The following is a 20597-nucleotide window of genomic DNA, read 5'->3' on the forward strand; positions in this document are numbered from 1 at the left end:
ATTCTTGACTTCAACGCCGGTAGGTGCTGGCCAGTACCTGTAGCTGCGGATGCAGCTCTATGACATCGGCGAGCTTGCCTGGCGGCAGTCCGAAAAGCGTCGACCCGCCCAAGACCGCAATCCGAAGGCCGATCACCGCACACTGCACCTGAGCTCGCTCTGAACGGTGCACCCAATGCTCGGACAGCGTCACAGGTCTCATGTCTCGATACCGTGAGAAGTGACGTGATCGCGGGATAGCTACACTGGACTGCAATGCGCGCAAGTCGATTTTGGAAACGACAGGGAACTCTTCCTCAACGTCGTGCTGGGTTAGACTCTGATACCGCGGTGCTAGGTGGGGAACAGTTGGATCGATAAACATATCGACGCCCGGTAGGCGCAGTACGTAGGTTCTCAGGCTCCGAACAGGGCCCGACTCCACGTTCAGCCTTCTCGGATCTTCGAGCGCCAATTCGATCGCGCGGTCCCCGGTGAGGAAGATGTCGACAGTTGCCTCCATCACTTCCAACTTGAGGCCCAGAAGATTTGCGCCGTGTATGAATTCTGTGACAATTTCTATCGGCTTGCGTGGCGCCTGCCCCCCAGTCAGCGACCAATGCGTGGCGGCCAAAATCATCAGCGGCGCGGCGGCCGGACGAGATTTCTCGATCGCGAACTCATGAACATGAGCTGGCAGGTGAGCAACATTCTGACCGATAGATTCCCTGACGCCACACCTCGGCGATATTTCCACCGCGGCCGCCGCCAGTTCAGGTGGAATGGCTGCGGTAAGACGTGTCGCAAGCGTGTATATCAATCCGAATAGTTCCGTGTCACCGACAGGAGGCAGTTCGGAAGCAGCTACGTCAGCAAGTCTCCGACCGGCAGAGATCACGTCCCCTTGTAGGAGATATCGGAATGCACTGAACAGTAACCCGGTAGCCTTGTTCGGCAGCTGCATATGTAAGCCAGCGTCGATGGAAGTTTCGAACAGATCCACGAGAGCTACGAATACGGACGCCGCATCACTGTTCCCGGCGATTACCCCTTCTACGAAGCAAACCAATCCCATATTGCGACAGAGAGTCCCTACCTGTTCCTGATAATTTCTCAGTTGCATGGCGCCCAGGGTGAAAGCCTCCACAAGTTCCTTCGCCTCACTCCATTGACCTAGGCCAACCATGCACTCGCCTAGTAGTCTGGTCAGGGATACCGATTCGGGATCGCGAACGTCTCGCTCATTCAATAGCGGTTCGATGAGCGCGCGGGACTGGGAGTAGTCGCCACGTACAATGAGTGTGTTGATTTCGTGCAATTGCGCGTATACGTCTGGACGCCCGTCCATCGGCATCGTTTTGACGAGGGTCTCCAAGTCCTCACGGATCCTTGCGAGTCTTTCGTGATTACGACATTCGGGTAGCAGGGACGTCGTCGCCGCGAGCGCGGACCGCACGGTTGCCGCAGTTACGTTGTAGTTGGTGGCGCGTGCTCGGTCGATGTGTTCCAGACACTCGGCGAGCAGATCGGATGCCTCATTCACGACTTCGTGCGGGTCGTCCGCAGCCTGGATGATCACACCCGCCAGAGCCGCAGCTGCCTGTATCCAGTAGATATCCAACCGCTCGGGACCCGATCTAATAAAGTCGAGCTCGCGACTCAGATAGACCACCGCGATCTCGGAGTAACCCAGTGTGTGCAGAACAATAGCCGTGTTGCCCAGCAGCAGTGCTGTCGCAATGTTGTCGACACCATAGTCGATTACGCGATCACTAACCACAACGGCGTGTCCGACAAGACTCTGTAGAAGATCGAACATCCGCCTCTCACTCGCGGCGGACAACCAGTGCTGCAGCACCATAGCCATCGCGTTGAGTGCGTGCGGCGGAACCGCACCACTCTCGATCGGTTCCGTGAGAATTGCTTGGACGATCTCGTTCATCTGTACCGTGAACGCCATGCTGCCCGGACCGGATTGGCCGCTATCGTTCGCAGCAAACAATGGCTCGTCAGCAGAGGTCAACGAGTACCTTTGCATAGCGCGAAGTATTTCGCCAGCAGGCGGATCGGACCTGGCGTAGCCGATGAACGACTCCGCCGGGTCGATACTGAACACTTTCTGAATGTCGAGACTGCTGGCCGCCAACAGGATATGTAAGGGAATCTGACGCGATCCGGTCAACGAGGCGCACATCAGAGCTTGTGCCGCAAGCACGTCCGTCGTCTCCTGGGTCTGCGTCATCTGCTGCCAGGAGAGCCGAATCGCCTGTACCAAAGTTCGAGGATAGCCATAGGGCACCGATTCGTCATCATCAAGCGATCTGTAGATCAGTTGTTCGAAATCGTCGATCCCGGCAATCCCACCGAGGCAGCTCCGCAGATATGCAGCGGCAATCTCAAGGGCCAATGGCCACCGGTTCAATTTGTGCGCAAGCGCGGTAAGGCGCCGTGACTCACCCTCACTGAGCACAGTATCGGCAGCTAGTCTCCGTGAAAGTAACTGGACCGATTCGTCGATAGTCATCTGCTCGACGCCAACTTCGGTGATCCCGGGTCCGGACAGTGCATGGGGCTGGGTGGTGGTGACAATCACGTGCCCCAGCCCCTTCGATGGAATCCAACTTGCTGTTTCGCGCATGTCGGCGACGTTGTCGAGCACCATCAGCCATGGCTTGGCATAGCTAGCCAACGCCGAAGCAACCTTGGCCTGAACATCGCCACCGGTCGAACGGAGCTCCCGGCCAGCAACCCATTCTTCGATCGTCCTGAACGCTGCCGCGATGCTGGCCGGAGTTGACGCGTCTATCCAAAAGATTTCGGCATAGGAGTCGGCGCGGTCGTCAGCCCATGCTGTGGCGATGCTGCTCTTACCGATGCCCGACAGCCCGGCCAGCACGCACACTGGCACGGAACGATCCTTCACCGGTGTCGGCAAGCCCCGCGAGATGTCGTCGAGTACCGCGTGGCGAGCGACATCCGCACTTCGTGGCGTCGATAGGACATGCCTCGCCCAGTCCGTCTCCTGCAGAACCGCTCTGGCTACCGCAGGGTCGACACGCAGGTGATCGACGAGGTCCTCACGCGACATCCGGTGGCGTCCATCGCCTGCGGCAGCGTCAAGAGTGACCGCGACCAGATATTTCGAGAACAGCCCAGCGGCATCCCAACCCACGTTTTGTGGATCGACCTGGTGGCGCGCGGCCCGAACTAATTCGCGTAGCGACTCGTCGACCTCGTCGGGGCCCCGGTCATCGACAACGATCTGGGAGCGTCCGAGCCGGTCCAGATTTTCGTCTTCGAGCTCGGACAGCCATACACGTAGCTGCTCGGACCGCGCGAGTAGCAGCGACAACCTCTCGCGGAAGGTAGTTCGAGACAGCCGCCCGGCGGCAAACTCCGCAAGCAATTCCCGCAGATCCTCAAGTCCAGGGCCCGCCAACTGGTTGGTGATGATGAGGTAGTGGTCACAGTCGTTGGTTATCAGGCGCTTTAGAATCCGGACCGCCTGGGCGACCGCGAATCTGCTCCCGGCAGCGCCGCTCTTCACCTGCGCCGCAATCGCCCGTCGGCCGCCCTCACGGACCTCGAAGTCGATAATCTCGGCATCGACCACTGTGCCTGCAAGCGCAGGTCCGGCATCGACGATCACCTCTGTGAAGGCGCGATCTGGCGTCAGCCAGCTCCGCAGCGCGTACTCAAGTGTGCACTGGAACTGGTATCGGAAACCGCGCAACGCACTTTCACCACTCATCAAGTAGGCCTTCCAGCTTCTGCTCGGACGTCGGTTTCCATGTTGCACAACAGGTCTGACATAAAGATGCGAACAGCAGCCACCCGTGACTGGCTGCCTTGCCAGTCACCGCTGGCAGGCGCCTTGACCGCGCTGCAACAGCCGCAGAAGTCCCAACAGACGATCAGCGCATCCTGAAAACGGCGCGGCGGTTCGGCGATGCTCAGTCGGCCCCACGTTCGGGTGAGAATTGGGCATGGGATGGAAGTGGGTAGGTCGGGCCGTTCTGGCCTTGGCGGGCATAGCAGTTCTCGCGGTGGTCGTCGCCGTGGTATTCACGCCGCTCGGTAGCCGAGTCGCCAGCTGGGCGAGCGGCGAGGGCTGGAATGCGCTGCAACCGGCGGAACGAGCCACCGTTCTGGGACAAACGCGGTTGGTGACGGTTCAGATCGCCGCCGCGCTCGGGGCCGCCTCGGCGCTCGTATACACCGGACGCACGTACCATCTGGCGCGGCGTGGGCAGGTCACCGACCGCTTCACCAAATCGCTGGAGCGGCTGAGCTCGGATAAGTCTTATGCACGCATCGGCGGGGTACTCGCGCTCGAACGGATCGTCAAGGACTCCCCCGATCAAGGAGAGCACGCCGCACGCGTGCTGAACGCCTTCATCTTGGAGCACGCCCCCAAGACCAAGCCTGGCGGATTGGAGAGGACGGGCCTGCCGACGGTGCCAAGTGCCGAAGTGTGTGAGGCACTGCGGGTGCTGTTGCGGTCGATACCGGCGACGGCGCCGTCGGGTCGCCCGCGAGTGGACCTGTCAGGACGTCATCTCGCCGGCGCACGATTGGAGCGGTCCGATCTCCGTTCGGCTGATCTGACCAAGGCGTACCTGGCGGGCTCCAGCTTCGCGGGCGCCACTGTCGCGGGCGCGAACTTCGCGGGTGCAGACCTGTCCGGCACCGATTTCACCAGTGCTAAAGGGCTTCTCGCCGCCCAACTTGAGCCCGCCACCTCGTTGAAGGACTGCGCACTGCCGCCCTCCTTGATGGCCAACGACACGATCGCGCGACGCGTCGCAGGCGAGCACTGCGCGTAACGAACCGCGCGGGCGCTGCCGATGCGGATCAGGCGCCAATCAGCACATCGAATACACTCTCGGGCAAACGCTCCAGAACTCCGGCTCGGGTCGCGATCGTTCTGAAGTTCTGCCAAAACATGCGTCGGATATCGGCGCCTGCGAAGCTGGGCAACGCGGACAGTCGAGATTCGAGAGCACGGATGTCGCCGGGCTTGCGCGCTCGCGTCAATCTCGTGCTGGCGGGGAAGTCCGTTTCGGGCAGCAGCCTGTTCCGCGGAATGGCTTCGAGGGTGGATGTCGGCATAGCCGCGTTGACGGAGAAGTAGTGATCCAATTCGATCGCGCGTGCCAACTGGTCGGCGTCGCCGGTAAACCAGTGCAGAATTGCCCCGGAGTGCGGGTACTCGCTGAGCAGGTCGAGAACCTCCTTGGCTCTGCCCGCGCTGTGGATCGAGATCAGCACGTGCTGATCCGTGGCTATCGCCATCACTTGGGAGAGGACGTCTCGCTGTAGAGCAAGATCGCCGCGGCGATCGAGGCCGACTTCGCCGATGAACAACAGGTCGCGCAGACTCGAACGGAATTCGCCCGGATCGAATTCCTGCAGAGCCGATTTAATGGCAGGGTGAACGCCGCTGCCCCAGATCAGTGTGGAGTCGTTCCGGCCGATCGCGATCCGCGTTTCGCTGGGAGTGCGCGTCACCGCCAGCACCACGGCCGCGTCCAGGGCGTCTATCTGTTTCGCGGTCACATCGGCCGCGATGTGGGCGTGGCAGTCGAGTGGCGGCAGTGAATCAGGGGAGTGGGACACGACCGATTTCCTCCAGGCTGCGGTGGCAGACATCGATGATCGTGTCGATGTCGCAATCTGCGGGCAGTGCTCCGACCGCGAGCACGGCGGTGTCGTCGATACCTTCGATGAGTGCTTGCTGGACGTCGCGAATATCTCGATGACGCCGGTCATGCAGCTTCTGCAACGCCTCGCCGGTCAGCGATGTCGCGAGATACTGAGACGGGTCGCTATGACCACCCCGGGTGAACGCAGCTCGCCGCACGATGCAGGCAAAACATAGGCCGCAGTTGTAATTCGAATTGCCTCCCGCATAGTATTGGCCGTCCAACTTCGAGCACGACAGACTGGCCGCTGCGACGGTGAGCAGCTGTGGTCCCACGTGCGCGTGGGCGTGGTCCAGGAGTTCACCTTTGGTGTAGTACCCGTAAGGATTCGAGATGGTGACCGGCAGCGCCAGCCGGTCGATCAGATGGTTGATCCGAGCAAATGTGTCCGGGTGTGTCGACCGCGTCGAGAGGGCTCCTCCGCGTGCGGCTGTCAGCGGCGGGTTGATGCTCGTGAAGCCGTTCTCCGGCACGGTCACCCGGCGGCAGCCGGATGCGGCGGCCACCGCCGTGGCCAAGGCCATGAACAGCAGACTTCGACTCCTGGACGAGGACTCCTCAGCGCCTCCCGGCTCCCGGAATTCGATCCGCTGGTGACGAAAAGTCTTCAGCGACTTCGGTTTCAGCCATGCGACGATGGCATTCTGCGCTTTACGGACAGCGTTGTTTCCGTCGATGTGGCTCAGATGGATCCGTTGGGCTTCGTCACCGAGGTGCGCCGCTGCACCGCACAGTGAGTCCAGGCCACCGCTGAGCAGCATCACATCATCGGCCCGTGTCGAAAGGTCTGATGGCATCGCCACCCACGACGGCCCTGGCACGCCGCGCAGGATCCAACTGTCTCCGGTCAGCCATGCCAGCAGCGATTGAAGGTGTTCTCCGAGTTCACCGTTCCATGCCGTCGGGTCGCTGAGGTGTACGGTCAACTCGATCGTGCGGGTGAAGGTCGTCGGCCGTGGTGCATGACGGTCGGCGAGATAGGCCGCGGCGGCGAGACGGACGAGGTCCGCGGCTGCGACGGGGACCTCTCCCAGACTGACCAGATCCCAATCCATGTTTCCCGCCACTGCGGAACCTTCGCCGGCAGGAAGGCTCCATCGCAGGGCCTCGGCGTGGCGGTCATACTGGCCGACGCCGTGGGGCAAGACTTCCAATCTCGTTGTCATGGGCTCGGATTGCGGAATATCCGCAGTGCCTCCTCTGTCACTTTCGCCGCCGTCGTCGAGAACTGCTGGACGGTCATACGGTTGGCGTCGGGAATTTCGATATCGCGCACGCGGCGGTTGAGCCACGAGCGAAGCCAGTCCTGTTTGCGGATCATCTCGGCAGCGGACGTGCTCGCCGACGCTTGCTGGGAGCCGAGCTCGACGAGGGTCAGCTCATAGATCCACTCCGCGACCAACCCTCGGATGCTGTCGGCCGGACTGGGTGGTATGTCGGCTAGAATAACGGCCTTGACGTGCTTGGCGGTTGCCCTGCGCAGCGCGGCGTCATCGGGGTGGGCAGCATCACCGAGGATCACCTGCAGAATGTGGGCCACTTGGGCGCGTGGGCCGAGCGTCGCCAACTGTTCTGGGTCTAGACCGAGTTCACGCAAGCCCGCGTCATCGCCGTCTCGCAGCGCGTAGGCACCGGCCACCGCTCCGGCGCCCCGGGCGGCGCCACGCAGTACCTGACGATGCGATCCACTGCCGACTCGTCCGGTCGCGGATCCGGCACCTCCGCCGCCACCGGTCGGCCGGTACACCGAGAGGCGCAGCGGGAAGCCCACCGGCGGAACGATGCCATGGTCGATGTCATCGAAGACCAAAGCGGCCGCGAGTGCCTTCAACACCTTGTCAAGAAAGTCTGCGACCGCAGCCGCGGGGGAAGAGTCCCCGGCGGCATGCAATTCGGTGAATGCCTCGTGGGCGGCGTCCCAGCGTGCGGAGCCGCTACCCCCGTACGATCCGGAGGTACCCATCAGCCACTCGCCGCCGATTCGATGGCCCTGCGGACCATAGGGTCGAGCTCTGTATCCTCGGCCAATCGTTGTGCCAGCAAGCGGATTTCGTCGGCTGTGCTCATGGCTATCTCGTAGCCGGACGTCGGGTCCATTACATCGCGAATCGACCAGAGACCCTCGGCGATCTCGTGCGCCAGTTCGGATGTCTTGGCGGCGAGGTATACGAGTGACTCCACCAGGTACTCCGGTTTGCCGTTGCCCCTGGCTCGACTGAGAATGACTCTGACCATCGCGCGTTGCTCGCCGGAAGGCCGTCCCGACACCAGTTCCTGGGCTTGCCGCCGGTGCACTTCCGACTCCCCCATCAATGCCGCCACCCAATCGAGCTGTTCCTGACTGAGAGTAGCGCTGGCCGTGAGACCGCCCAGTGAAGCGGCAAGACTGAGGTAGTTCCCGATGGGTTCGTTGCGAATATCCGGCGCCGCGGCAGCCCATGCTCTGCTTTCTTCGCTCACCCCTTCAGGACGCTCATCGGCATTGCCCGTAGCCCAGTCCTGCCATGCGGCCAGGAGGCTCGACCGCCCCTCATCGGCAAGCTTCACCAACACCTGAAAATCGCCGTACAGACTGTCTTCCAAGAGCATGAGCTTGGCGATCACCGACGGCTCCAACCGAGTCCCCTGGCCCGCGGCGATGTGCTGACGCAACCTGAACTGATTGAGGAATCGCTTGATACTGCGTGGGCTGCTCGCGCTCTGTGCCGACAGGCCGGTCGCGAAGCGGTTCGCGAGAGCGAAGATACCGGCGTCCGGCTTGTACGGAAGCCTGTCGAGATCGGCCAGCGGTGGAGCTTGGCCCTGGGAACGGCGGCGCTGGGCGTGCGCGACAAGCGTGTCGTAGTGGCCGGTGTCCGAGCATTGCTGGGCGCACAGCAGCAGCGCGATGTAAGTCTCGGCGTCGGCGGAACTCATCTGCGGCAGCGAAAACGGTACCTGCACAATCTTCTCCAGATAGCGCTCCGCGAACAGGTCTCCTCTGCCGCTCGCATCCAGGCTCGCCGCGATGGACGAGCGAACCATCTCCTTGTCGGCCGCCAGGACGAACGACATCTTCGGTACCGACAAGAACAGCTTGATGGCTTCGAGGGTCGCGGTGACCGCATCCGGCAGGCAGCGATCGAGATCATCGATGAGGACCACGATCCGGCGCAGATCTGCCAAATCGTCTAGCAGCGTGGTGAATTCATCCCGGAACCCTGCCATGCCGTGGGAGTCCTTCGACGCAGCGGGTGTGAGTCGTTCGATGAGCTTGTCGGTATCGCTGAACATGACACCGCGCGCGACCGCCGCCGCTACCCGGGAATCGCGAATCCTGTTCCACAGCTTCTGAACTCCGTCGCTGCTGTCGGCATAGGTCGCGACGATCTCCTGCAGGACCTCCGCCACGACTGTCCCGCGCACATCGAACTGATCATCGAACTCCCAGGGATCCAGATGGATCACCAAATAGCCTGGAGTGCCCGAGAGTTTCTGACGCAACAGATGCAGGGCCGAGGACTTACCCGCGCCCCACGGACCGTGTAGTCCGACCGTTACCGGGTCCAACCCTGGAGCATGCAGAGCTCCCACGACAGCATCGACAACCGTGGCGAGCCCCAACAAGTCCACTGTGGTCGGATTGTCGTCCCACAGATCAACGCCGCCGGTCACCCCGAAATCCTCCTCTGTGCCTTCAGCGCCGTGTTCGACGCGCTGCTGGTCCCCGCTGGTGGGAGTGCGGGCACTCCCACCAGCAGGCGAACAACCAGCTCAGCCCCATCCCTGACGGCAGGACAACCCCTCGGGCCGGAGGTCGGTGCAGCCCTGGATATCCGAAACGCGGATGCGGACGACTAGCCAACCCCGCATCCACGCTGTGTGAACACACGATCGCGTCGAACACCCGCAGTCGATGGTAGCGTTCAAGCCCTGCTCAGCGAGCCTCAATCGATTTTGCTGGCACAGAAAAGGGAGTTGGCACTAACCGTCAGATGTTTTCTTGTTGATAGCCCGCATCGTGCCGCTCCAGGTGGCAGTTGGCGCACGCGCCGTCCCTCCACCGTCCAGAGCGGGCACGGCACCGGCAGGCTGAGGGCGTCACCACCGGCCAGCCGTGGTGTTTCAGCCGACCGAGCGGCGATTTGGTGATCCGCACTCAGCTCGATGTGGCTGTGGGGTAACAGCCTTCCCTCTACCGCAGAGAACTCGGTTCCTCCGAAGACCGCCATGCACACAGGGACGGTCTCAGTGCGCGTCTTAACATCCGTCCGACGTTGGGCGCTGGCGGCGACCGCGTCAGTCATCGGGAGTCAGATCCACGTATTCGCGCCATACGCCCAGTGCACGTGACGTTTGTCGCTTGGGTAACGTGCAGACCGGGCAATCTCCGACCGATCTCCAAGTGAGAACGCGGCGGCGGCCGGATCGTCGACCAGGTCACCTGCCCCGAGACTGCGGGCACGCCCTCACACCACCCACACCGCGACAGTCGACCCACACAGCGGCGGAATGTGACCGATCCGGCGCGCACCACCCTCGCTACCGACACGGCGGCATTTCCCCGATCCAAGGCGATCATCGACAGACATCCGACAATGTCCACTGAGTCCCGTCAGTTCTCCGCAGAATCTTCGACCGCGCCTTCACCGCCTACGGAATCGACACGAACAAGATTGGCGAACCGGTCGAGCCCGAGCGTCTGGCGGACCCGAACATCGAATTGTGAGCGAGCGGCTCAGGTCGCCGACTCGAGGTTCGCGATCATGCGTTCGAGAGTCGCTGTGCAGGCGGTGAATTCGTCCGCGCCGATGCCGTCGGCCATGCGGCGCCGGATGGTCCCCACGGAATCGGTCGCCGACTCGTAGGCGCGACGACCTGCCGACGTGAGTTCCCAGCGGCCCGTCGATGCACCGGTGATCCAGCCGCGCTCGGTCAAACCCTGGATCACCGCATCGACGGATTCGCCGTTGTGCTCCCAGAACGGGCGAAGCGCCCGCACCAATTCCACACGATCGGGTTGGTCACGCTCGATCGTCGAGAGCGTCTGCCACTCGCGACGCGTCATGCCGACGGCCTCTGCGGCACGGTCGAAGGCGGCCTCGATGAGCTGGTCCAACCGCTTGACCTGGTACCCGATGAGCCGACGTTCAGCCATGACAAACCTCCCACTCATGTACATGTAAAAGGACATGTACATGCAAAAGGTTATCATGATGGCGTGAACGAGGTCGAGCACATCGAACGAGCCATGATCGGTATCCGGCGCCGCCAAACCCGGCGGACGCTGTCGCCGGACGCGCCGACCGGGCAGGTGTTCGACGTACTCGACGTCATCGAGGCACACCAGAACCCCACTGTCTCCACCGTCGCTGCCGCCCTCGCCGTCGACCAACCGCGCGCGAGCAAGCTGGTGGCCGCCGCCGTGGCCGACGGCTCGGTGCGCCGCGTGGCCGATCAGACCGACGGCAGACGGTCACTCCTGGAGCTCACCGACCGGGGCACCGACATCCTCACCGCCGCCCACCGACGCCGCCAGAGCGCTTTCGACCGCGCCATGTCCGGCTGGACCCCCACCGAGCGCACCGAATTCGCCCGCCTGCTCACCCGTTTCGTCGAAGCCCTCGACTGAGCCGCCACCGCGTTTCCCGCACCTGGCAGACTCGACGGCGTGAATGTCTACAGCGCGGGTGTACTGGTGTTCCGGCGTGGCGAAGCCGGGATCGAGGTGTTGATCGGGCACATGGGCGGACCGTTGTTCGCGAAGAAGGACGAGTCGGCGTGGTCGATTCCCAAGGGCGAGTACGAGATCGGGGTCGAATCGGCGGAGGTGGCCGCCGCACGCGAGTTCACCGAGGAGCTCGGGTTGCCGGTGCCGGACGGCCCGTGGATCGCGCTCGGTGACGTGCAGTACGGCAGCGGATCGCGCCGTAAGACGGTCACGGTGTGGGCCGTGGAGGGCGATCTCGATCCGGACGCGATCGTCCCGGGCACCTTCACCATGGAGTGGCCGCCGCGCTCGGGCCGTCTCGGCGAGTTCCCCGAGATAGACCGGGTGGGCTGGTTCGCCCCGGCGATCGCCGAACCCAAGCTGGTCAAGGGCCAGCGTCCGCTGTTGCAGCGCCTGGCCGAGCACCTCGCGGGTACCGCCCCGACGCCGTGACTCACGCCCTCGTCAGGGCGGGCTGTCGCAGCGTGGAGCGGAATTCCGAAGGGCTCTGTCCGCGAAGGCGTTTGAAGGCGGCGCTGAACCCGAACGCATCGGAGTAGCCGACGGTCGTCGCCACCTGGGCGACGCTGCGATTCGGGTCGGCGAGCAGTTCCTCGGCCTCGGCCATCCGCCATTCGGTGAGATAGGCCAGCGGCGTCTCGCCCATCACCTCACTGAACCGGCGCGCGAACAGGGCCCGCGACACCGCCGCCTCGGCCGCCAGATCGGCCACCGTCCAGCGCCGGAACGGATCGTTGTGGATGGCCTCGAGCGCGGGCCCGACGACCGGGTCGGCCATACCGCGATACCAGGCGGGCGCGCAATGTTGCTGTGCCGCAAGCCAGGTCCGCAGCGTGCACACCAGCGCCCAGTCCAGGAGCCGGTCCATCAGCGCCTGTGAGCCCGCGCTGAGCCGGACCGCGTCGGCGGCGGACTGTTCCAGCCACGCGCAGACCTCCGGGTCGTCGCTGACGACCATCACCGGCGGCAACGCTCGCAGCAGCCGTTCATGCCGTCGCCCGGACGCCCGATAGGCGCCGACGACGAGCGATGCCTCCTCGGGCGCGCCGGTCGCCGTCTCGACGAGTTCCGGTGTGGCACAGGCGAGATCGGCCGGGCCGAAACCGCGGGGCACGAAACACGACAACTCGTAGCCCATGTGCGGGCGGTCGAGCGTGGCGCGGGTATCGGCCAGGTGGAACGGTTCGCAGGCCTGGACGACGGCGGTGTCTCCGGCCACCAGCCGGGTCGACGACCCGTCGGCGAGCACGAGAGTGCCGCCACCACGCAGGACGGTGACCATGACCAGGGGCGCACGGTCGGCGAAACGGATGGTCCACGGCGACCGCAGCACGGCGTGCGTGACGACCGATCCTTCGGCACGAATGCCACTCAACAGCGAACTCAACGGATCCACGCCACCAGCGTAGACGAATTCCTATCGACTGGAGATGATCACCCATAGATCGTCCACGCGATTCACGGTTGACTCGAAGCACAGGGCAAACAGCCCGCACCACCGATGACCAGGGAGTCACCATGTCGCAGCCCTCCGCTACACCCGAATCCGCGCGCACCGCAACGCCTCCCGCGTCCACCGGCCTCGCTCACCCCGGGAACGCAGGAGAATCGGCGATCGACCGGCGGGCCCTGGTGGTCCTGTCGCATCACCGCGCCGATTCCCTGTCGGCTCATGTCGCCGACCGCGCGGTCGCCCGGCTCACCGCCGCCGGGTACGCGATCGACTTCCTCGACCTGCACCGCGAGAACTTCGACCCCCGGATGACCGTCGCCGACCAGCCCGAATGGGGCAATCGCGACAAGGTGTACTCGGCGACCACCGAGGCGCACATGCGCCGGGTCCAGGCCGCAGACGTGATCGTCGTCGTGTTCCCGGTGTACTGGCAGAGCGTTCCCGCCATGCTCAAGGGCTGGATCGACAGCGTCTGGAACTACGGTTTCGCCTACGGCCGCAGCAAGCCGAAGCTGGCGGGCAAACGCATCCTGTGGCTGGGTTTGGCGGGCGCCACCGCGGGCGACGCGATCGTTCCCGGCATGCAGCAGCTACTCGAGGCCCAGCTCAACGAGGGGTTGGCGTACTACAGCGGCTTCGCGGACTCCCGCGTCGGCCTGCTGCCCGACGCCGAGGACCAGCCCCAAACCATCGACGCCGAAGGCAATCTGGTGATCGGCGAGGCCATCGCGGGTGACGCACGAGCCGCGCATTACGCCGCGTTCGACGCGCGGGCCGAGGGCTTCGTCGACGAACTCCTCGCAGCCGAGTTGGTGAACGCCTGACCCCGGCCCGGTCGCCGGGCACACAGCGCGGTCCGATCGCGGAACTTTCGCACGATCGGACCGCGTACTCGGGCTCAGATGCCGGGCACCGTCTTCAGCAGCACCTGAAGCAACTCGGAGGGCGCACCCGCCTCGTCCGCGGCGGTGTTGATGGTGGTGAGCGCGCCCGCGGTGAATTCGGCGCTCTGCTCGGGAACATAGGTTGCCGGGTCGTCGATACCGGGTGCGTACTGCGCGAACATCCCGGCCATCGCCTGCAGGAACGGGCCCATCAGGGTGGCCAGGTGAGCAGCCGAACCACCCGTGGTGCGCACCATCTTCCCGCCCTGCTGGAAGCCGGCGAACATCGAGTACATGCCGCCGAGAATCGCCAGGTCGTACATGGCTGCGGCACCGTAGTCCGTACCGACCCATTCGGCGCGGCCGAACAGATCCAGAACGTGCCGGAACCGGTCGAACGCGGCGGTGATACCGCTGTAGAGCAGGAAGGCCGCGGGCCCGCCGATCATCGACGGCACCGCCATGATGCCGCCGTCGATGAGCTCCACGCCGTTCGCCTCGGCCCAGCGGCCGAGCGAGCGCCCCTGTTCCGGGGTGGTGGTCGTCAGATTCACCACCACGCGGCCGCGCAACTGCTCGGCGGCGGGCTCCACGTGCTCGCGCACCGCCGCGTCGTCGAGGACGCACAGGATCACCAGGTCCCCGGCCGCCATCGCCTCGGCCGAGGTGGTCGCCACCGTCGCGCCTTCGGCAACCAGCGGTTCGGCCCGCGCGGCGGTGCGGTTCCACACTGTCACCTCGTGTCCACCCGCCAGCAGCGCCTTCGCGAGCGCGGCACCCATCGCGCCGAGACCGATCACCGAAACACGCTGTACCGCAGTCGAGTTGCTCATTGCTCCCCTAGTCCGAAAGGTTGTCGCCGTCGCTCGGCGATGCACTCCCAGATTCGCCTGTTGCGCTAGACTTCACAAGTACCGACTGTGAAGTGCAATACCTACAAAAAAGTAAGTTAGGCGAAGATGAAGCAGCGACAGCATCCGTATTCGTGCGGCATCGATGCCGCCCTCGACGTGGTTGGCGGCAAGTGGAAGGCCCTGATCCTGTGGGCCCTGTCCACCGGCACCCAGCGCTTCGGCGACCTGAAACGCCTCGTCCCCGGTGTCACCGAGAAGATGCTGATCCAGCAGCTCCGCGAACTGGAGCACGACGGCATCATCAGCCGTGAGATCTACCCGCAGGTCCCACCGAAGGTGGAGTACTCCCTCACCGAGCGCGGGGTGTCGCTCAACGCCGCGCTGGTGAGCCTCGGCGAATGGGGAAACGAGCAGATGGACCACATCTGTGCGGTGAAAGGTGTTGCCGCACCCGTGCACTGACGAGCGCGGCGAAGACTATCCCCGGGTACCCGTCCAGCTCGCACCGGTAATGCGCTCGTAGGCTTCTTCGTACTTGCGCCGGGTCGCCTCGACCACGTCGGCGGGGATCTCCGGGCCGGGGTATTCCTTGTTCCAGCCGGTGGAGGTGGACCAGTCGCGGACGAACTGCTTGTCGAAGGAGCGTTGGGGGCGGCCGGGCTCCCATTCGTCGGCGGGCCAGAAGCGCGAGGAGTCGGAGGTGAGCACCTCGTCACCGAGGGTGAGAACCTCACCGTCCCAGCCGAATTCGACCTTCGTGTCGGCGACGATCACGCCCGCCTTTGCCGCGTGCTCGGCACCGCGCGTGTAGATCTCGAGGGTGAGGTCCCGCAGTTTCTCGGCGACCTCACGGCCTTCCTGGTTCACCACGTCGGCGAAGCTGATCGCCTCGTCGTGGCCTTCGGCGGCCTTGGTCGAGGGGGTGAAGATGGGCTCGGGCAGTTTGTCGCCGTCGCGCAGCCCCGGGGGCAGCGCGATACCGGAGACGGTGCCCGACTGCTGGTACTCCTTGAGTCCCGACCCGGTCAGGTACCCGCGCGCGATGCACTCGACCTGCAGCATCTTCAGCGGCTTCACCCGGATACCGCGCCCGGCGAACTCGGCGGGCACGTCGGTGGCCGACACCACATGGTTGGGAATGTCGGTGAAGTACTCGAACCACCAGTTCGACAGCTGTGTCAGCAGCGCACCCTTGCCTGGGATCGGCGTGGGCAGCACCACGTCGTAGACCGAGACGCGGTCCGACGCGACGAGCAGCAGGGTATCGCCGTCCTCGTAGAGGTCACGGACTTTCCCGGCGTGCACATGCTTCAACGTCGAGCCTCCTGGTAGGTGCGAACTTTTCCGTAGGCACTGTACCGAGGGGGCCGAAACCCGTGAGCGGGTGTCGGCGGCAAGTGGCATTGTGGACGCTGATGTGCGCGCGGCCGAGGCCGGAGCGCGCGAGGCGTGCCGTGTTCGTCGACGACGAAGGAGATCAATGTCTGCCCCGAATCTCACCCGCGACCAGGCGGTCGAACGCGCGGCCGTGGTGGCCGTGGACAACTACCGGATCGAGCTCGACCTCACCGACCAGCCGCGCGGGGCGGATTCGGCGGTGTCGGACACCTTCGGTTCGACGACGACCGTCACCTTCACCGCGAAGCCCGGGGCGAGCACTTTCATCGATCTGGTCGCGGCGCGGGTGCGCTCGGCGGTGCTCAACGGTCGGGACCTCGATGTGAGTTCCTACGCCGAGGAGACCGGTATCACCCTGTCGGACCTGGCCGAGAACAACGAGCTCGTGGTGGTGGCCGACTGCGAGTACTCGCACACCGGTGAGGGCCTGCACCGCTTCGTCGACCCGGCCGACGGCAAGGTCTACCTGTACTCGCAATTCGAGACCGCCGACGCCAAGCGGATGTTCGCCTGCTTCGACCAGCCCGACCTCAAGGCCACCTTCGATGTGGTCGCGACGGCACCGAACGACTGGGTTGTCGTGTCCAACGGCGCCGATATCGACCAGCACAAGGTCGGCGCCGTCGTGCGCCACACGTTCGCGACCACGCCGCGGATGAGCACCTACCTGGTCGCCATGATCGCCGGTCCCTACGCCACGTGGACCGACACCTATTCCGACAGCCACGGCGAGATCCCCCTCGGCCTGTTCTGCCGGGCCTCGCTGGCCGAGCACATGGACCACGAGCGGCTGTTCACCGAGACCAAGCAGGGTTTCGACTTCTACCACAAGAACTTCGGTGTGCCGTACGCCTTCGGCAAGTACGACCAGCTGTTCGTGCCGGAGTTCAACGCGGGCGCGATGGAGAACGCGGGCGCGGTCACGTTCCTCGAGGACTATGTGTTCCGGTCCAAGGTGACCCGCGCGTCGTACGAGCGCCGCGCAGAGACGGTGCTGCACGAGATGGCGCACATGTGGTTCGGCGACCTGGTCACCATGAAGTGGTGGGACGACCTGTGGCTCAACGAGTCGTTCGCGACGTTCGCGTCGGTGCTGTGCCAGGCCGAGGCGACCGAATACACCAGTGCCTGGACCACTTTCGCGAATGTGGAGAAGTCCTGGGCCTACCGCCAGGACCAGCTGCCCTCGACCCACCCGATCGCGGCCGACATCCCCGACCTGCACGCGGTGGAGGTGAACTTCGACGGCATCACCTACGCCAAGGGCGCCTCGGTGCTCAAGCAGCTGGTCGCCTATGTCGGGTTGCAGCCGTTCCTGGCGGGTCTGCGCGACTACTTCGCCGAGCATGCCTACGGCAACGCCACTTTCGACGATCTGCTGTCCGCGCTGGAGAAAGCGTCGGGGCGTGACCTGTCGGACTGGGGTGCGCAGTGGCTCAAGACCACGGGCCTCAATATCCTGCGGCCCGATTTCACCGTCGCGGCCGACGGCACCTTCTCGAGTTTCGCTGTCGTGCAGGAGGGCGCCGCACCGGGTGCGGGCGAGTACCGCGTGCACCGGATCGCGATCGGTGTCTACGACGATGTCGACGGAAAGCTGGTGCGTGCCAAGCGCATCGAGCTCGACCTCGACGCCGCCGCGCGGACCGAGGTTCCGGAGCTGGTCGGGGTGCCGCGTGGGGCCCTGGTACTGGTCAACGACGACGACCTCACCTACTGCTCGCTGCGCCTGGATCCCGATTCGCTCGCGGTGGTCGTGGACCGTGTCGGTGACATCGCCGAATCACTGCCGCGCACGCTGGCCTGGTCGGCGGCCTGGGAGATGACCCGGCAGGCAGAGATGAAGGCGCGCGATTTCGTGGCGCTCGTGCAGCGCGGGATCGGCGCCGAGTCCGAGATCGGGGTGGTACAGCGGTTGCTCATGCAGGCCGCGACCGCCATCTCGAGCTACGCGGAGCCCGGTTGGGCCGAGCAGGAGGGCTGGCCCGGTTTCGCCGATCGGCTGCTGGAACTGGCGCGCGGCGCCGAGGCGGGTTCGGATCATCAGCTGGCGTTCGTCAACGCGCTCACCGGCGCCAAGCTCGACACCCGGCACACCGATGCGCTCGCCCAGCTGCTCGACAGCGATCCGGTGGAGGTCGGGCTGGGCGGGCTCACTGTCGACACCGACCTGCGCTGGCGCGTCGTCACCGCACTGGCCGCCGCGGGACGCATCGACGCCGACGGGCTCGAGTCCCCGGTGATCGACGCCGAGCTGGACCGTGACCCGACAGCGGCGGGCAAGCGCCAGGCCGCCGCCGCCCGCGCGGCCCGCCCGCTGGCGGCGGTGAAGGAACAGGCCTGGAACACGGTGATGGGCGACGACACGGTCCCCAACATCACCGCCCGCGCCATCGTCGGCGGCTTCGCCCCCGCGGGCCAGGGTGAGCTGCTCACCCCGTATGTCGCCCGCTACTTCGCCGAGGTTCCCGCCGTCTGGGAACGCCGCTCGAGCGAGGTGGCCCAGACCGTCGTCGTCGGCCTGTACCCGCACTGGGCGATCACCGAGGAAGCGATGGCCGAGGCCGACGAATTCCTCGCCGGTGACCACCCGCCCGCCCTGCACCGCCTGGTCTCGGAGGGTCGCGCCGGCATCGAACGCGCGCTGCGCGCACGGGAATTCGACGCCAAGTAGCGCCACAGACCCGATGGCCCCGATCTCGCCGGATCGGGGCCATCGGCCGTTTCCGGCACGGCGTAGCTCGACCCGTTTCGCCACGACAGAACTACTACTGAGAGTAGTATTCGAGTCGGGGGATTTCCTCCATGTCGATCTTCGAAGGAGAAGCGAGATGGAAACCATTGCGGCCGAGCGCTTTATCGCAGCGCCGATCGAGCAGGTCTTCGAATGGTGCGCCGACACCAGGAATTACGGGCGTTCGTTCTGGGTGCTGCGTAATCGTTGGGTCCGGCCGGGGACAGACGCGCCCTACGGCGTCGGCGCGGTCCGCCGGCACCTGTGGATGATCGGCCGGTTCACCGAGCGGATCACCCGATACGACCCGCCGCATGCCTTCGACTACCTCGTCGAACGCAGCTTTCCGCCGTCCCGGCACGACGGCGGGACCATGACGTTCACGGCGGAGCCGGGCGGAACCAGGGTGCGCTGGACGAGCGTCGGCGAGGTGAAGGCCCCGTTCGCCGCCGCCACGATCACCCGGCTCACCACACCGATCGCCGCGATGGTTTTCGGGAAGATCCTGGATGCGTGCGCGAGAGACCTCGGAGTCTCCGCCTCCCGCTGAAACATATCGCTGTCATCACGGCACGGTCGCCGTGCTCCGGTGTCGCCGTGTTCGCTGCTGTGAGCAGATCTGCTGGGGGCAGCATCGGCGGCGAATTGTGGTGTGCGCGAGGCACCGTTGACTCATGGCACACGACGACAAAGCACCGATGTTCAGTTGGCGGATGCGTGAGCAGTTGTTCGGGCGGCGGATTCTCGTGCTCGACGGTGCGCTCGACGACGACAACGGGACCCTGCTCATCACCCAGATGCTCACCCTGGCCGCCCAGGCACCCGAAGCGGGGATCTCGCTGTGGATCCACTCCCCCGGCGGCTCGGTGCCGTCGATGCTCGCCATCCGCGACGTGATGCGGCTGGTGCCGTGCGAGGTGTCCACACTGGCGCTCGGATTGGCTTGCAGCGCAGGGCAGTTCCTGCTGTCCTCCGGGACGCCCGGTAAGCGGTACGCGATGCCGCACGCCCGCATCCTCATGCACCAGGGCTCGGCGGGTATCGGCGGCAGTGCCGTGGAGGTCGAGGTGCAGGCCGACGACCTGCGCTACACCGTCGACACCGTGCTCGGACTGATCGCCGAGGACACCGGCCAGCCGTTCGACCGCGTCTACGAGGACTCCCTGCACGACCGCTGGTTCACCGCCACCCAGGCCCTCGAGTACGGCTTCATCGACCACGTGGTGGAGTCCTTCGACCAGGTCGTCCCCAATCGCCGCCGCATCGGCATCACGGCCTAGGAGCTGCCATGACCAGTTACACCATTCCGAATGTGGTTTCCCAGCACCGCGGCGGGGAACGCATCACCGACATCTACTCGCACCTGCTCAGCGAACGCATCGTCTACCTGGGCACACCGATCGACTCGGGCGTCGCCAACGCGCTCATCGCGCAGCTGCTGCACCTGGAATCCGACAGCCCGGGCCAGGCGATCAGCCTCTACATCAACTGCGAGGGCGGCGACCTGTCGGCCATGCTCGCCGTGTACGACACCATGCGCTTCATCAAGGCACCCGTGCACACCACCTGTGTCGGCCAGGCCATCGCGGTCGGTGCGGTGCTGCTCGCCGGTGGCGAGGCGGGACACCGGGCAATGCTCCCGCACACCCGAATCGTGTTGCACCAGCCCGCGACTCGCGGTCAGGGCACGATTCCCGATCTGATCCTGCAGGCCGACGAGATCGTGCGCATGCGGGCGGCGATCGAGGCGATCCTGTCCAAGCACACCGGTCAGAGCCCGGAGACCTTGCGTCGCGATACCGATCGCGACCGGGTGTTCACCGCCGAGACGGCCTTGGAGTACGGGCTGGTCGACCAGGTTCTGCACGAACGGGAGTGAC

Annotated in this window: 18 protein-coding genes; 9 read left to right on the forward strand and 9 right to left on the reverse strand. The window is 64.8% G+C overall.

Going from position 1 to position 20597, the window contains the following annotated elements:
* Nucleotides 1-10: 10 nt before the first annotated feature.
* Nucleotides 11-3730 carry a hypothetical protein gene (locus AB0F86_RS23550; protein ID WP_356985175.1) on the reverse strand — a complete coding sequence of 1240 codons (3720 nt, stop codon included), beginning with the start codon at nucleotides 3728-3730 and terminating at the stop codon, nucleotides 11-13.
* Nucleotides 3731-4025: 295 nt separating this feature from the next.
* On the opposite strand from AB0F86_RS23550, the gene AB0F86_RS23555 reads away from it, so the two are divergent.
* A complete protein-coding gene (locus tag AB0F86_RS23555) occupies nucleotides 4026-4805 on the forward strand; it encodes a pentapeptide repeat-containing protein (RefSeq protein ID WP_356985176.1) in 780 nt (259 codons plus the stop codon).
* A 28-nt stretch (nucleotides 4806-4833) separates the two neighbouring features.
* Here AB0F86_RS23555 and AB0F86_RS23560 read toward each other — a convergent pair whose 3' ends face one another.
* From AB0F86_RS23560 to AB0F86_RS23580, 5 genes are all read right to left on the reverse strand, one after another.
* Nucleotides 4834-5598, reverse strand: coding sequence for a TatD family hydrolase (locus AB0F86_RS23560; protein ID WP_356985177.1), 765 nt, complete (start codon nucleotides 5596-5598; stop codon nucleotides 4834-4836).
* Nucleotides 5582-6850: a hypothetical protein gene (locus tag AB0F86_RS23565; protein ID WP_356985178.1), complete on the reverse strand. Its 1269-nt coding sequence runs from the start codon at nucleotides 6848-6850 to the stop codon at nucleotides 5582-5584. Before AB0F86_RS23565 ends, AB0F86_RS23560 begins: the two co-directional genes overlap by 17 nt.
* On the reverse strand, nucleotides 6847-7647 hold the full coding sequence (locus AB0F86_RS23570; protein ID WP_356985179.1) for a hypothetical protein: 801 nt from the start codon (nucleotides 7645-7647) through the stop codon (nucleotides 6847-6849). Before AB0F86_RS23570 ends, AB0F86_RS23565 begins: the two co-directional genes overlap by 4 nt.
* Nucleotides 7647-9338 carry a P-loop NTPase fold protein gene (locus AB0F86_RS23575; protein ID WP_356985180.1) on the reverse strand — a complete coding sequence of 564 codons (1692 nt, stop codon included), beginning with the start codon at nucleotides 9336-9338 and terminating at the stop codon, nucleotides 7647-7649. Before AB0F86_RS23575 ends, AB0F86_RS23570 begins: the two co-directional genes overlap by 1 nt.
* Nucleotides 9339-10401: 1063 nt before the next feature.
* Nucleotides 10402-10821, reverse strand: a complete 420-nt coding sequence (locus AB0F86_RS23580) for a MarR family transcriptional regulator (RefSeq protein WP_356985181.1) — start codon at nucleotides 10819-10821, stop codon at nucleotides 10402-10404.
* Nucleotides 10822-10884: 63 nt separating this feature from the next.
* Between AB0F86_RS23580 and AB0F86_RS23585 the strand changes: the two genes are divergently transcribed.
* Both AB0F86_RS23585 and AB0F86_RS23590 read left to right on the forward strand, forming a co-directional pair.
* On the forward strand, nucleotides 10885-11295 hold the full coding sequence (locus AB0F86_RS23585; RefSeq protein ID WP_356985182.1) for a MarR family winged helix-turn-helix transcriptional regulator: 411 nt from the start codon (nucleotides 10885-10887) through the stop codon (nucleotides 11293-11295).
* A gap of 39 nt (nucleotides 11296-11334) precedes the next feature.
* Nucleotides 11335-11826, forward strand: a complete 492-nt coding sequence (locus tag AB0F86_RS23590) for an NUDIX domain-containing protein (RefSeq protein ID WP_356985183.1) — start codon at nucleotides 11335-11337, stop codon at nucleotides 11824-11826.
* A gap of 1 nt (nucleotide 11827) precedes the next feature.
* Here the strand turns inward: AB0F86_RS23590 and AB0F86_RS23595 are convergent, their stop codons facing one another.
* Nucleotides 11828-12790, reverse strand: coding sequence for an AraC family transcriptional regulator (locus AB0F86_RS23595; protein WP_356985184.1), 963 nt, complete (start codon nucleotides 12788-12790; stop codon nucleotides 11828-11830).
* 122 nt (nucleotides 12791-12912) lie between these two features.
* Here AB0F86_RS23595 and AB0F86_RS23600 point away from each other — a divergent pair, with 122 nt between their 5' ends.
* Nucleotides 12913-13671: an NAD(P)H oxidoreductase gene (locus tag AB0F86_RS23600; protein WP_356985185.1), complete on the forward strand. Its 759-nt coding sequence runs from the start codon at nucleotides 12913-12915 to the stop codon at nucleotides 13669-13671.
* Between the two features lie 74 nt (nucleotides 13672-13745).
* Here the strand turns inward: AB0F86_RS23600 and AB0F86_RS23605 are convergent, their stop codons facing one another.
* Complete coding sequence (locus AB0F86_RS23605) at nucleotides 13746-14609, reverse strand: NAD(P)-binding domain-containing protein (protein ID WP_356985186.1); 864 nt, start codon at nucleotides 14607-14609, stop codon at nucleotides 13746-13748.
* Nucleotides 14610-14690: 81 nt separating this feature from the next.
* Between AB0F86_RS23605 and AB0F86_RS23610 the strand changes: the two genes are divergently transcribed.
* The gene (locus AB0F86_RS23610) at nucleotides 14691-15047 is read left to right on the forward strand and encodes a helix-turn-helix domain-containing protein (RefSeq protein ID WP_225280994.1); all 357 of its coding nucleotides are present in this window, start codon (nucleotides 14691-14693) and stop codon (nucleotides 15045-15047) included.
* A gap of 15 nt (nucleotides 15048-15062) precedes the next feature.
* Here the strand turns inward: AB0F86_RS23610 and AB0F86_RS23615 are convergent, their stop codons facing one another.
* Nucleotides 15063-15899: a phosphoribosylaminoimidazolesuccinocarboxamide synthase gene (locus tag AB0F86_RS23615; protein WP_225280993.1), complete on the reverse strand. Its 837-nt coding sequence runs from the start codon at nucleotides 15897-15899 to the stop codon at nucleotides 15063-15065.
* Between the two features lie 166 nt (nucleotides 15900-16065).
* Here AB0F86_RS23615 and pepN point away from each other — a divergent pair, with 166 nt between their 5' ends.
* The 4 genes from pepN to AB0F86_RS23635 all read left to right on the forward strand — a co-directional run bounded on the left by pepN (nucleotide 16066) and on the right by AB0F86_RS23635 (nucleotide 20596).
* Entirely contained in the window at nucleotides 16066-18657 is a 2592-nt protein-coding gene (gene pepN / locus AB0F86_RS23620; protein WP_356985187.1) for an aminopeptidase N, read from the forward strand.
* A gap of 157 nt (nucleotides 18658-18814) precedes the next feature.
* Nucleotides 18815-19267 carry an SRPBCC family protein gene (locus AB0F86_RS23625; RefSeq protein ID WP_181697910.1) on the forward strand — a complete coding sequence of 151 codons (453 nt, stop codon included), beginning with the start codon at nucleotides 18815-18817 and terminating at the stop codon, nucleotides 19265-19267.
* Between the two features lie 124 nt (nucleotides 19268-19391).
* Nucleotides 19392-19997, forward strand: a complete 606-nt coding sequence (locus tag AB0F86_RS23630; RefSeq protein ID WP_067486178.1) for an ATP-dependent Clp protease proteolytic subunit — start codon at nucleotides 19392-19394, stop codon at nucleotides 19995-19997.
* 8 nt (nucleotides 19998-20005) lie between these two features.
* Nucleotides 20006-20596 carry an ATP-dependent Clp protease proteolytic subunit gene (locus AB0F86_RS23635; protein ID WP_181697908.1) on the forward strand — a complete coding sequence of 197 codons (591 nt, stop codon included), beginning with the start codon at nucleotides 20006-20008 and terminating at the stop codon, nucleotides 20594-20596.
* Nucleotide 20597 lies beyond the last annotated feature (1 nt).

Origin of the sequence: Nocardia sp. NPDC023733 (assembly GCF_040639775.1) — a bacterium.
GTDB classification, from domain to species: Bacteria; Actinomycetota; Actinomycetes; order Mycobacteriales; family Mycobacteriaceae; genus Nocardia; species Nocardia rosealba.

Bases quoted from the DNA above. Each gene is read 5' to 3' on its own strand.
- AB0F86_RS23625 (WP_181697910.1), top strand. From the start codon at position 18,815: ATGGAAACCATTGCGGCCGAGCGCTTTATCGCAGCGCCGATCGAGCAG.
- AB0F86_RS23550 (WP_356985175.1), bottom strand. From the start codon at position 3,730: ATGAGTGGTGAAAGTGCGTTGCGCGGTTTCCGATACCAGTTCCAGTGC.
- AB0F86_RS23565 (WP_356985178.1), bottom strand. From the start codon at position 6,850: ATGACAACGAGATTGGAAGTCTTGCCCCACGGCGTCGGCCAGTATGAC.
- AB0F86_RS23570 (WP_356985179.1), bottom strand. From the start codon at position 7,647: ATGGGTACCTCCGGATCGTACGGGGGTAGCGGCTCCGCACGCTGGGAC.
- AB0F86_RS23600 (WP_356985185.1), top strand. From the start codon at position 12,913: ATGTCGCAGCCCTCCGCTACACCCGAATCCGCGCGCACCGCAACGCCT.
- AB0F86_RS23580 (WP_356985181.1), bottom strand. From the start codon at position 10,821: ATGGCTGAACGTCGGCTCATCGGGTACCAGGTCAAGCGGTTGGACCAG.
- AB0F86_RS23610 (WP_225280994.1), top strand. From the start codon at position 14,691: ATGAAGCAGCGACAGCATCCGTATTCGTGCGGCATCGATGCCGCCCTC.
- AB0F86_RS23630 (WP_067486178.1), top strand. From the start codon at position 19,392: ATGGCACACGACGACAAAGCACCGATGTTCAGTTGGCGGATGCGTGAG.
- pepN (WP_356985187.1), top strand. From the start codon at position 16,066: ATGTCTGCCCCGAATCTCACCCGCGACCAGGCGGTCGAACGCGCGGCC.
- AB0F86_RS23635 (WP_181697908.1), top strand. From the start codon at position 20,006: ATGACCAGTTACACCATTCCGAATGTGGTTTCCCAGCACCGCGGCGGG.